This is a genomic window from Phenylobacterium sp. (genome assembly GCF_030693805.1).
Lineage (GTDB): Bacteria > Pseudomonadota > Alphaproteobacteria > Caulobacterales > Caulobacteraceae > Phenylobacterium.
Genome location: NZ_JAUXZW010000161.1, coordinates 1 through 10,356 on the forward strand (window position 1 = coordinate 1; position 10,356 = coordinate 10,356).

Here is a 10,356-nt window from a genome sequence, read left to right on the forward strand (position 1 = left end):
CGCCGGTGCAAAGCGGGAAGGTCCAGTCCGAGCGCATCTGCAGCTCGTCATTGGCCATCTTCATGGCGTCGTAGTTGAAGGTGTAGCGCCGCCCGCCGCGGGACTTGGCCGCCCAGATCAGGGTCTCGTGGGCGTTGGTGAAGCGGGTGCCCTTGAAGTTCGGCATGGGGTTGGTCTTGCGCCAGACCACGTCGTTGAGGATCCAGAAGCCCAGGTCCTGCAGGGTCGCGCCGACCCGGAAGATGTTGTGATAGCTGCCGATCACCCACAGGGCGCCGTCGTCCTTCAACACCCGGCGGCATTCGGTCAGCCACTCGCGGGTGAAGGCGTCGTAAGCGGCGAAGCTCTCGAACTGGTCCCAGTCGTCGTCGACCGCATCGACCTTTGAATTGTCCGGACGCAGCAGGTCGCCGCCGAGCTGCAGGTTGTAGGGCGGGTCGGCGAACACCAGGTCGACCGAGCGGTCGGGGAGCTTCTTCAGCTCCGCCATGCAGTCGCCCTGGATGATCGTCTCACTGGGAAAGCCCATGTGCGTTACGCGCCCCTTGTCCAATGACGCGGAGTCTCGGGCGATCGTGGTGAAGGGCGCGTTTCGAAACGTGGTGAACGGGCATTAACCCTTGGGCCGCGCGGGCCTCAGAAAGGCCACTCGGCGGGGTTCGCCGGGACCTGGAACCAGCCGAACGCCTTATGCAGGACGTAGGCGAGATCGTAGCTGGACGCCGACAGGCGCGGCGCGCCGGCCCACATCCAGCTCCACGGCATGAGCAGCCACAGCAGGAAGACCCCAGCCGCCTGCGGCTCGGTGACGCCTTCCAGGAAGTTCGGATTGAGCAACCAGAACACCGCCAACAGCATGAAGGCGGCGATCGAGAACACCCGCGTCTGGTCGCCGCCCAGCAGGACAGTGCCCATTAGCAGGGCGAGGCCGGCGAAGAACGGCAGCGCTGCGCGCCCCTTGTCCGCATATTTGAACGCCGCCAGCCAGCCGAGGCCAAGCAGCGACCACAACACCGCCTGACCATGGAAGAAGAGCTGGTCGCGGAAGTCACGCCAGTGGGCCAGGAACCAGTAGGCGCGCCCGGAATTCACCTGCGTCCCGAAGGCATGGAACAGCGCGACGAGCGCCAGCTTACCGGCGATCACTCCGGCCAACAGGGCGAGAGCGGCGCGCGGCGAACAGTCCGCGCCGTCTGTCTCGCGCCGGCCGAAAACTGTGGCGACCAACAGCGCGACCGTCCCGAACAGCGCCTGTTCGAAGTGGTGCATGCCCAACGCCAGGCCGATCGGGGCCAGCAGCAGGGGCCTGCGGATCGCCGCCACCGCCAAAGCCATCAGCAGCAGCGTCAGCGAGTCCATGCCGACCCAATAGTAGGCCGTCGCCGAGACGGGCAGGGCGGCGAACAGGATCAACGCGATGCGCGCCGAGCGGTCGGACAAGCGGGAGAACAGCAGGCCCACCACCACTGCGGTGAACGCGATCGAGCACGCCAGATGCAGCGCGAAAAAACTCCAGTTGCCCGTCGCGCCGATCAGGTGGGCGATCAACGGGCCAAGCCACGTCCAATACAGGTAGTGCGAGCCCTCGTGGGTGAACGGGTTGGCGAATGGGTTGCGCGCGATCTCGACCTGGTGATCGAGGTTGGGCATCCACCAGACGCCAGTCTTCACCAGCATCGCGGCCATGACCGCTGCGATCAGCCGCCAGGCCTTGGCTTCGAAGATGAAGCGCTGGATCGGAATAAGGGCGTTCATCGGCGCTCCGCGGCGGATTGCGGCGCAGCATGCGGTCGCGGCGTCCCCGCGGCTAGGCGTGCAAGGCGTGGGCCATGGCGGAAATCGGGGAGGAGCGAAGACGCCTCCAGCTCCTCCTCTGCGAAGCGGGGGAGGTGGCCTCGCCGCAGGCGAGGTCGGAGGGGGCGTCAAGCCCGACGATGCCACGCGTCGATCGTCCCGCTGCGCCCCCTCCGTCGCGCTCTGCGGGCGCGCCACCTCCCCCGACGAATCGGGGGAGGAGCGATGCGTCTGCTCGTCAGCGAGAACAGCATCCTGCGGGCTTGCCGGCGCGCCCGCCTGCCGCCACAGGTGGGCGATGAAGACCTTGCTGATCGTCTGGCATTCGCGCACCGGCGGCGCCCGGGCGATGGCGCAGGCCGCGGCGGACGCGGCGCGGACCGGGGCCGAGGTCAACGTCCGCCTGGTCGCCGCCGAGGCCGCGGGGCCGGAGGATCTGCTGGCCGCGGACGGCTACATCTTCGCAGGTCCCGAGAACCTGGCGGCGCTGTCGGGCGAGATGAAGGCCTTCTTCGACCGCAGCTACTATCCGGCGCTGGAGCGGCTCAACGGGCGGCCCTACGCGCTGATGGTCTGCGCCGGGAGCGACGGGGAGAACGCCGTGCGCCAGGCCGCGCGGATCGCGCTGGGCTGGCGGCTGCGGCCCGCGGCCGAGCCGATCATCGTCTGCACCCACGCCCAGACGCCGGAGGCGATCGCGGCGCCCAAGACCATCGCGCCGGACGAGTTGCAGCTTTGCGCGGACCTGGGCGCGGCGCTGGCGGCTGGCCTGGCGATGGGCATCTTCTAATCGAAGACGGCGTCGTCCGTGGCCGCCGCCAGGCGCGGGTCGCGGCCTTCGATGGCGAGCTTGACCGGCGCCCACGACATCCGATGGATCTCGCACGGTCCGAGCGCCAGCAGGGCCTCGGCATGGCGCGGCGCCCCGTAGCCCTTGTGCGCGGCGAAGCCGTAGCCGGGGTAGGCGTGGTCCATCTCGGCCATCAGCCGGTCGCGGGCGACCTTGGCCAGGATCGAGGCCGCGGCGATCGACTTGGATTTCGCATCGCCCCCAACCACCGTCTTCACCTCGCAGGGCAGGGGGAAGCGGTAGTTGCCGTCGACCAGGGCGTGGACCGGCGTGACGCTCAACGCCTCGACCGCGCGGCGCATGGCCAGGCCCGTGGCGTGCAGGATGTTCAGTTCGGCGATCTCCTCGACGGAGGCGAAGCTCACCGCCCAGGCCACCGCCTTGGCCTTGATCTCAACCTCCAGCGTCTCGCGCACCTTGGCGGTCAGTTTCTTGGAGTCGTCGAGGCCCTTGGGCGCACGGCGTGGATGCAGGATCACCGCCGCGGCGCTGACCGGGCCTGCCCAAGGCCCGCGGCCCGCCTCGTCGACGCCGCACACCAGCCCGATGCACGCCCGCTCCAGCAGCATGTGCGGCCCGCGCCCGGCCATCAGCGGGCCATCTGCTTCACCGGCTCGTGACGGAAGCACGAGACGGTGTGGTCGTTGACGAGACCTGTCGCCTCCATGAAGGCGTAGACGATCACTGGGCCGACGAACTTGAAACCCCTGGCCTTCAGCGCCTTGGACATCTCCACGGCGAGCGGCGTCTGGGTCGGGATGCCGGTCTTCTCGGTCCACTCGCCCTGGATCGGCTTGCCGCCGGTGAAGCCCCACAGGAATTCCGAGAAGTCCTCGCCGCGCTCGCGCATGTCGAGATAGATCCTCGCACCGTTGATCGCGGCATCGATCTTGCCGTTGGAGCGTACGATGCCCGCATCGGCCATCAGGCGGCCGCGGTCGGCTTCGCCGAAGCGGGCGACCTTTTCAGGATCGAAGCCCGCGAACGCTTCGCGGAACGCATCGCGCTTGCGCAGGATGGTGATCCAGGCGAGGCCGGCCTGGAATCCATCCAGCACCAGCTTTTCCCACAGCGCCCGGGAATCGTATTCCGGAACGCCCCATTCCGTGTCGTGATAGGCCTCATAGACCGGGTCGCCGGCGAGGCCGCGCCAGCCGCAGCGATTCGGATGCGAACTCATGGCTGCAGTTTCGCCCAGCGTGCACGTCGGTCACAAGAGGGAGCGGACGCCATGGCTTTCGAAGGCTTCGAACTGTCGCAGGTCGACGTGGGCGAGACGGATCTGCGCGTCCGCCACGGAGGTTCCGGCCCGCCGCTGATCCTGCTGCACGGCTATCCTCAGACGCACATGATGTGGGGCCGGGTGGCGGACGACCTGGCGCGCGACTTCACGGTGATCGCGCCTGACCTGCGCGGCTATGGCAAGAGCGGCAAGCCGCAGACCACCGCGGACCATGAACCCTATTCGAAGTCGGCGATGGCGCGCGACATCGTGGCGCTGGGCCGCCATTTCGGTTTCGATCGGTTCAACCTGGCCGGTCACGACCGCGGGGCGCGGGTCGCCTACCGCCTCGCGCTTGACCATCCGCAGGCGGTGGAGAAGCTCTGCGTGCTCGACGTCGTGCCGACTAACGAGATGTATGAGACCGCCGACGCGAAGTTCGCGCTCAGCACTTGGACCTGGTTCTTCCTACCCCAGCCGGCGCCTTTGCCGGAGCGCACCCTGGGCGCCGATCCCGACTGGAGCATCTGGCGCGACGGGGCGATGGGCGCCGGCTTCATGCAGCCCGACGCCATGGCCGACTACATGGAGGCGACCCGCGATCCGGCGACCCTGCACGCCATGTGCGAGGACTACCGGGCAGGCGTCAGCATCGACTGGCCGCGCGACGCCGCCGACAAGGGCAAGGTCAAGATCACCGCGCCGCTGCTGGCGCTATGGGGTCAGCGGGGCGCGGTCGCGAGCAGGTTCGACGTGCTGGAGGTCTGGCGGGCCTGGGCCGACGACGTGCGCGGCTTCGCCATCGCCGACTGCGGGCACTTCATCCCCGAGGAACAACCCGCCGAGACGGTGAAGGCGCTGCGAGCGTTCTTCGCTCCGGGCTGACGCGGGCCTCGGCGGCGTCCTCCTCCAGCAGCTTTCGCACCATCGCACTTGAGCCAAGAATCGGCAGCGGCTGGCCGAACCGCGCGCGCCACAGGGCGTCGAGGCGCCGTTCTTCGGGGTCCATATACGGCTTCATGGGCGTCCATACCGCCCGGCGCGCAAAGAGTTGCTGGTTAACGCCGCCTTCATCACGAACAGCTGTGGAAAGCGCCCTGGCTTGCCATAAATCGCCTCGAAGCGCAGATGGCGAGCCCAGGAGAGAGAACGATGATCCGAGTTCACGACGCCATCGTCGACGACCAGTTCGGCCCCCAGGCCGCGGCCTATGTGACCAGCGCGGTGCACGCGGCCGGCGAGGACCTCGATGCGCTGGAGGCGCTGGCGCGCGCCGCCGCGCCCGTGCGTGCGCTGGATCTCGGATGCGGCGGCGGGCATGTGGCCTATCGGTTGGCGGCGCACGCGGGCGCCGTGACCGCGTGCGACCTGTCGTCGGAGATGCTGGCGGCGGTGGCGGCGAGCGCGCGCGAACGCGGTCTCGCCAACATCGAGACGCGGCAGTCCGCGGCCGAGCGACTTCCGTTCGAGGACGCGACGTTCCACTTCCTGGGCTGCCGGTTCTCCGCCCACCACTGGCGGGGGTTCGAGGCGGGCCTGAGCGAGGCGCGGCGGGTTCTGAAGCCCGGTTGCACGGCGGTGTTCATCGACGGCATGTCGCCCGGCCGCGCGGCGCTCGACACCCACCTGCAGGCGGTGGAGCTGCTGCGCGACACTTCGCACGTGCGCGACTATTCGGCGGGCGAGTGGCAGGCGGCGCTGACCCGGGCGGGCTTCGACATCCGCCAGGTTCGGACCTGGCGGCTGCGGATGGAGTACGCGAGCTGGACGGCGCGGATGCGCACGCCGGATCTCAACTCCGCCGCCATCCGCGCGCTTCAGGCCGCCGCCAGCGCGGAGACCGTCGAGCATTTCGCCATCGAGGCCGACGGCTCCTTCATGCTCGACGCCCTGATGATCGAGGCTGTCGCGGCCTAGCTTTCCAGCCAGGCGGGAGCGTCGACGCGCACGGCGCGGCCGTCGACGGTCAGCGGGGCGGTGGTCATACGGTCCAGGCGCAGCAGGGCGATCGCCCGGCCCGCGCCGCCCGAGAGCACCTCGCCAGCGCGCAGGTCGCCGGCCAGCACTTCGGCGCCCGCGGGCAGAGCCGGGCCGTCGAAGGCGATCGGGGCCATGCGGGTCTTGATCTGGCCGCGCCGTTTCATGCGCGAAGTGGTCTCCTGGCCGACGAAGCAGCCCTTCTTGAAGTCGATACCGCCCAGCAGGTCGAAGTCGGCCTCGATGGGATAGGCTTTCTCGCTGCCCCAGTCGGCGGGCCCTGGCACGCCCAGCGCCAGGCGGTGGGCGTCATAGGCGCTCTCGTCGTCGGCCTGTGCGTCGGACGGCGCGGCCTGGCCGTAGCCGCGCAGGCCCAGCGCCGGCAGCCGGGGGTCGACGCTCCACCCGTTCGTGGGCTCAAGCGGCCCCGGGAACAGAACGGCCACGGCTGCCGCATCGGCGGCGATCTCCACCTTGGCGCGCAGCCGATAGATGGTCAGGCGCTGGATGAGCGCGTCACGGTGGGCCGCCTCGACGTCCAGCTTGCAGCCGTCATCGCCGCCCAGGACGAAGAGGTCGTAGAGCAACCGCCCCTGCGGGGTCAGCAAGGCGCCAAAGCGGATCTCGCCCGCCGCCAGCGTATCGACGTCCTGAGTGATCAACCCTTGCAGGAAGCTGCGCCAGTCCGGGCCGCCGAGCGTTATCAGGGCGCGGCTGTCCAGGATCGCGTGCGTGATGGCCATGTGCAGCAATTAAGCCTTGTAGCGGTGGAGCGCCAGCGCCGAGCCCGCTATGGAGAGGCCCCATGGCGCCCCGCCCTTTCCCGATTCTGTTCATCACGGCCACCCGCATTGGCGACGCCGTGCTGTCGTCCGGCCTGATCGCGCGGCTGATCGAGGAGATTCCCGGCGCGCGCTTCACCATCGTCGCCGGCCCCGCCGCGGCCCCGCTGTTCGCCGAGGTCCCGAACCTCGAGCGGGTGATCGTGCTGGAGAAGAGCAAGGACAAGGGACACTGGTTCCGCCTTTGGAACCAGGTGCGCCACCGCGAGTGGGGCCTGATCGTCGACCTGCGCGGCTCGGCGATCTCCGGCTTCCTACGCCGCAAGCGCCGGGCGGTGTTCCGGCGCACGTCCGGCCTGCCGGTGCACAAGGTGATCGAGGCCTCCCGCGTGCTGATGCCGGACGGCGACCCTGCGCCGCCGTTCCTGTTCACATCCGCCGAGACCGAAGCGCGCGCCCAGGCGCTGACCACCGGCTTCGGCCCGATCCTGGCCCTCGCGCCGGCCGCCAACTGGATCGGCAAGACCTGGCCGTTGGAGCGTTTCGCCCAGGCGGCGATCCAGCTGTTGGGCGAAGGCGGTCCGCTGGCTGGCGCTCGGCTGATGGTGTTGGGCGCCCCGGAGGATCAGCAGGTCATCCATTCGCTCCGCCACGTGGTCGCCAAGGGCAAGCTGATCGACCTAGTGGGCAAGGCTGACCTCTTGACCGCCTACGCCTGCCTGAAGCGCACCAGGCTGTTCATCGGCAACGACTCCGGCCTGATGCACCTGGCGGCGGCGGCTGGCGCGCCGACGGTCGGCCTGTTCGGTCCCTCGGACGAGGCGCTGTACGCGCCCTGGGGCCCGCACACGCGGGTGGTGCGCGGGCCGCGCGAGTTCGAGCAGATCCGTGCGGTTGACCCTGGTTTCGCCCAGGCGCTGTGTCACATGATGGACCTGACGGTGGATGTCGTGACCGCCAGCGCGCGCGAGTTGCTGGCGTCGACGGAAGGCCTCGCGATCGAGCGCCAACGCACGAAAGGCTGAGCATGCCCGAGACATTCGACCTGATCGTGCGCGGCGGCGAGGTGGTGAACCACGCCGGTCGCGGGTTAGCAGACGTGGGCGTGCGGGCTGGCAAGGTGACCGCTATCGGCGACCTCGGCCAGGCATCGGCCGACGAGGTGTTCGACGCGACAGGGCTGACCGTGCTGCCAGGCGTGATCGACAGCCAGGTGCACTTCCGCGAGCCGGGCCTGGAGTGGAAGGAAGACCTGGAGACCGGCAGCCGCTGCGCCGTGCTGGGCGGGGTCACAGCGGTGTTCGAGATGCCCAACACCGAGCCCACCACCACCGATCCCGGCGCACTGGCCGACAAGCTGGCGCGGGCGCGCGGACGCATGCATTGCGACCACGCCTTCTATGTCGGCGGCACCCATGAGAACGCCGACTTCCTGGGCGAGTTGGAGCGCCTGCCCGGCTGCTGCGGGGTCAAGGTGTTCATGGGCGCCTCCACCGGCACCCTGCTGGTGCAGGACGACGAGGGCGTCGAGCAGGTGCTGCGCCACGTCAACCGCCGCGCCGCGTTCCATTCAGAGGACGAGTACCGTTTGGCCGAGCGCCGGCCACTGGCCCGCACGGGCGACTGGACGAGCCATCCGGAGGTTCGCGACGCCCGCTCGGCGATGCAGTCCACGGAGCGGCTGGTGCGCATCGCCCAGGCGCTGGGAAAGCGCATCCACGTGCTGCACGTGACCACAGCCGAGGAGATCGTCTTCCTCGCCGCGCACAAGGACGTGGCCAGCGTCGAGGTGACGCCCCAGCACCTGACCTTGGAAGGCCCCCAGGACTATGAGCGGCTCAAGGGCTTCGCCCAGATGAACCCGCCGATCCGCGACCACCATCACCGCATGGGCATCTGGGCGGGAGTCGCCTCGGGCGTCGCCGACGTGCTGGGCTCCGACCACGCGCCGCACACCCGAGAGGAGAAGGCCAGGCCCTATCCGGCCTCGCCGTCGGGCATGCCGGGCGTGCAGACCCTGGTGCCGGTGATGCTCACTCATGTGGTCGAGGGACGCCTCAGCCTGGAGCGGTTCGTCGACCTCACCAGCCATGGCGTCAACCGGGTGTTCGGCCTGGCCGACAAGGGCCGGCTGGCCGAGGGCTACGACGCCGACCTCACCATCGTCGACATGAAGGCTCGGCGCACGATCACCCACGAGGCCATGGCCACCCGCTCGGGCTGGACGCCGTTCGACGGCTTCGAGGCCAAGGCCTGGCCGGTGGCGACCATCGTGCGCGGCCGCGCGGTGATGCGCGACGACGAGATCATCGCCCCCAGCCTGGGCGAGCCCGTGCGGTTCCTGGAGACCCTGGCGCGCTGAGGCTCGCGGCGATTTCCGCCGTGTTGGCGTTGCGGAAACCCTGTCGCCGATAAGTTCCCTCATGCGGCGAGCGAAATGGCGCCGGCACGTCCTGCGTGCGACGCTCGCCTTGGACTGAAGGGGGGACGCTTCATGTCGATGACCGAAGGCCCTGCGCCGGTGCGCGGGGAAGCGATCAATCTCGAGCAACGCGCGGCGCTCTCAGGCTTCGTTGGACTTAGCCTGAAGAACGGGCTGCTCAATCTGGTGACGCTGACGCTCTACCGCTTCTGGGGCAAGACCGAGGTGCGCCGCAGGGTGTGGAGCTCGACATATCTGAACGGAGAGCCGCTGGAATACACCGGTCGCGGCAAGGACCTGTTCATGGGCTTCCTGATCACGTTGGCGGTGTTCGGCGCGCCGTTCCTGCTGGTGTCGTTCACCGCCCAGCTGCTCGGTCCGGCGGTGGCCGCCCTGATCATCCTGCCGCTCTACCTGGTGATCTTCTTCCTGTTCGGCTTCGGCATGTTCAGCGCCTTTCGCTATATGGCCAGCCGCACGGTCTGGCGCGGCATCCGCTTCGAGGCGCGCGGCTCCGCGCGCGACTACGCGCTCAGCTACATCGGCTACGCCATGTTGAGCGTGATCACCGCGGGCTGGTTTTGGCCGGCCGCGCAAAGACGACTGGCTGGGTTGCTCTGGGGTTCGCTGAGCTTTGGCGACCGACCGCTGCGGTTCGACATCGAGGCGGCACGCAAGGTGGCGGTCTATCCGGCGTTCATCCTGGCCGGCGTGGGCGTCGGGGTGATGTACGCGGTGATTGTCGGCGTCGTGGTGTTGCTGTCGATCGGCGCCAAGGAGGCCGGCGCTTCGCCGGACGAGATTTCCGCGATCACCGCCGTGGCCATTGTGGTGCTGATGCTGATCGCCGCGCCGTTGATGGTCGCCGTGGTCGCGCCCTATCAGGCGGCGAAGCTGCGCGCGACGGCGGCGGGGTTGAAGTTCGACGACGCCAGTTTCCGGTTCGATCTCAAGTGGCCGGCGATGGCCTGGCTGATGTTCACCAACGTGCTGCTGCTGATCGTCTCGCTGGGCTTCTTCATGCCGCTGATCCAGGCTCGCACTATCAAGTTCCTGATCGGGCGGCTACGCAGCGAAGGGCTGGCCGATCTCGCCGCCGCGAGGCAGGCGCCGCAGGGGCCGCGCACCGCCGAGGGACTCGCCGACGCCTTCGGATGGGCGCCGATCTGATCCGTGCAGGCGCGCTTCCATGACGGGCGCACCGCCCAGGCGCACGACGTCGAGCTGACGCTCGTCGACGGCGCGGTGCTGTTCTACGCCGACGGCCAGGCGCATCGCTGGGCCCTGGCCGGCGTCGAGGTCGAGGCGC

At 69.1% G+C, this 10,356-nt stretch carries 11 protein-coding genes; 6 read left to right on the forward strand and 5 right to left on the reverse strand.

The window, feature by feature from the left end:
- Both Q8M88_RS06815 and Q8M88_RS06820 read right to left on the reverse strand, forming a co-directional pair.
- A partial coding sequence (locus tag Q8M88_RS06815; RefSeq protein ID WP_305595700.1) for a site-specific DNA-methyltransferase occupies nucleotides 1-529 on the reverse strand: 529 nt, incomplete at its 3' end.
- Between the two features lie 107 nt (nucleotides 530-636).
- Nucleotides 637-1,755 carry a hypothetical protein gene (locus Q8M88_RS06820; RefSeq protein ID WP_305595702.1) on the reverse strand — a complete coding sequence of 373 codons (1,119 nt, stop codon included), beginning with the start codon at nucleotides 1,753-1,755 and terminating at the stop codon, nucleotides 637-639.
- Between the two features lie 337 nt (nucleotides 1,756-2,092).
- Between Q8M88_RS06820 and Q8M88_RS06825 the strand changes: the two genes are divergently transcribed.
- Entirely contained in the window at nucleotides 2,093-2,584 is a 492-nt protein-coding gene (locus Q8M88_RS06825; protein ID WP_305595703.1) for a flavodoxin family protein, read from the forward strand.
- Here Q8M88_RS06825 and Q8M88_RS06830 read toward each other — a convergent pair.
- The gene (locus tag Q8M88_RS06830) at nucleotides 2,581-3,234 is read right to left on the reverse strand and encodes a ribonuclease HII (RefSeq protein WP_305595705.1); all 654 of its coding nucleotides are present in this window, start codon (nucleotides 3,232-3,234) and stop codon (nucleotides 2,581-2,583) included. The genes Q8M88_RS06825 and Q8M88_RS06830 overlap by 4 nt on opposite strands.
- Nucleotides 3,234-3,824 (reverse strand): DNA-3-methyladenine glycosylase I, encoded by a 591-nt coding sequence (locus Q8M88_RS06835; protein WP_305595707.1) that lies wholly within the window; start codon nucleotides 3,822-3,824, stop codon nucleotides 3,234-3,236. Before Q8M88_RS06835 ends, Q8M88_RS06830 begins: the two co-directional genes overlap by 1 nt.
- Before the next feature lie 51 nt (nucleotides 3,825-3,875).
- Here Q8M88_RS06835 and Q8M88_RS06840 point away from each other — a divergent pair, with 51 nt between their 5' ends.
- Both Q8M88_RS06840 and Q8M88_RS06845 read left to right on the forward strand, forming a co-directional pair.
- Nucleotides 3,876-4,751 (forward strand): alpha/beta fold hydrolase, encoded by an 876-nt coding sequence (locus tag Q8M88_RS06840; protein ID WP_305595709.1) that lies wholly within the window; start codon nucleotides 3,876-3,878, stop codon nucleotides 4,749-4,751.
- A 267-nt stretch (nucleotides 4,752-5,018) separates the two neighbouring features.
- Nucleotides 5,019-5,783 carry a class I SAM-dependent methyltransferase gene (locus Q8M88_RS06845; RefSeq protein WP_305595711.1) on the forward strand — a complete coding sequence of 255 codons (765 nt, stop codon included), beginning with the start codon at nucleotides 5,019-5,021 and terminating at the stop codon, nucleotides 5,781-5,783.
- Here the strand turns inward: Q8M88_RS06845 and Q8M88_RS06850 are convergent.
- The gene (locus Q8M88_RS06850; protein ID WP_305595713.1) at nucleotides 5,780-6,586 is read right to left on the reverse strand and encodes a folate-binding protein YgfZ; all 807 of its coding nucleotides are present in this window, start codon (nucleotides 6,584-6,586) and stop codon (nucleotides 5,780-5,782) included. The two genes, Q8M88_RS06845 and Q8M88_RS06850, sit on opposite strands and share 4 nt — an antisense overlap.
- A 62-nt stretch (nucleotides 6,587-6,648) precedes the next feature.
- On the opposite strand from Q8M88_RS06850, the gene Q8M88_RS06855 reads away from it, so the two are divergent.
- From Q8M88_RS06855 to Q8M88_RS06865, 3 genes are all read left to right on the forward strand, one after another.
- Nucleotides 6,649-7,650 carry a glycosyltransferase family 9 protein gene (locus Q8M88_RS06855; protein WP_305595715.1) on the forward strand — a complete coding sequence of 334 codons (1,002 nt, stop codon included), beginning with the start codon at nucleotides 6,649-6,651 and terminating at the stop codon, nucleotides 7,648-7,650.
- 2 nt (nucleotides 7,651-7,652) lie between these two features.
- A complete protein-coding gene (locus Q8M88_RS06860) occupies nucleotides 7,653-8,987 on the forward strand; it encodes a dihydroorotase (protein ID WP_305595717.1) in 1,335 nt (444 codons plus the stop codon).
- 132 nt (nucleotides 8,988-9,119) lie between these two features.
- Complete coding sequence (locus Q8M88_RS06865) at nucleotides 9,120-10,217, forward strand: YjgN family protein (RefSeq protein WP_305595719.1); 1,098 nt, start codon at nucleotides 9,120-9,122, stop codon at nucleotides 10,215-10,217.
- Nucleotides 10,218-10,356 lie beyond the last annotated feature (139 nt).

Coding starts and splice junctions, on each gene's coding strand:
- Q8M88_RS06860 (WP_305595717.1), top strand. CDS start 7,653: ATGCCCGAGACATTCGACCTGATCGTGCGCGGCGGCGAGGTGGTGAAC.
- Q8M88_RS06840 (WP_305595709.1), top strand. CDS start 3,876: ATGGCTTTCGAAGGCTTCGAACTGTCGCAGGTCGACGTGGGCGAGACG.
- Q8M88_RS06865 (WP_305595719.1), top strand. CDS start 9,120: ATGTCGATGACCGAAGGCCCTGCGCCGGTGCGCGGGGAAGCGATCAAT.
- Q8M88_RS06855 (WP_305595715.1), top strand. CDS start 6,649: ATGGCGCCCCGCCCTTTCCCGATTCTGTTCATCACGGCCACCCGCATT.
- Q8M88_RS06845 (WP_305595711.1), top strand. CDS start 5,019: ATGATCCGAGTTCACGACGCCATCGTCGACGACCAGTTCGGCCCCCAG.
- Q8M88_RS06850 (WP_305595713.1), bottom strand. CDS start 6,586: ATGGCCATCACGCACGCGATCCTGGACAGCCGCGCCCTGATAACGCTC.
- Q8M88_RS06830 (WP_305595705.1), bottom strand. CDS start 3,234: ATGGCCGGGCGCGGGCCGCACATGCTGCTGGAGCGGGCGTGCATCGGG.
- Q8M88_RS06825 (WP_305595703.1), top strand. CDS start 2,093: ATGAAGACCTTGCTGATCGTCTGGCATTCGCGCACCGGCGGCGCCCGG.
- Q8M88_RS06820 (WP_305595702.1), bottom strand. CDS start 1,755: ATGAACGCCCTTATTCCGATCCAGCGCTTCATCTTCGAAGCCAAGGCC.
- Q8M88_RS06835 (WP_305595707.1), bottom strand. CDS start 3,824: ATGAGTTCGCATCCGAATCGCTGCGGCTGGCGCGGCCTCGCCGGCGAC.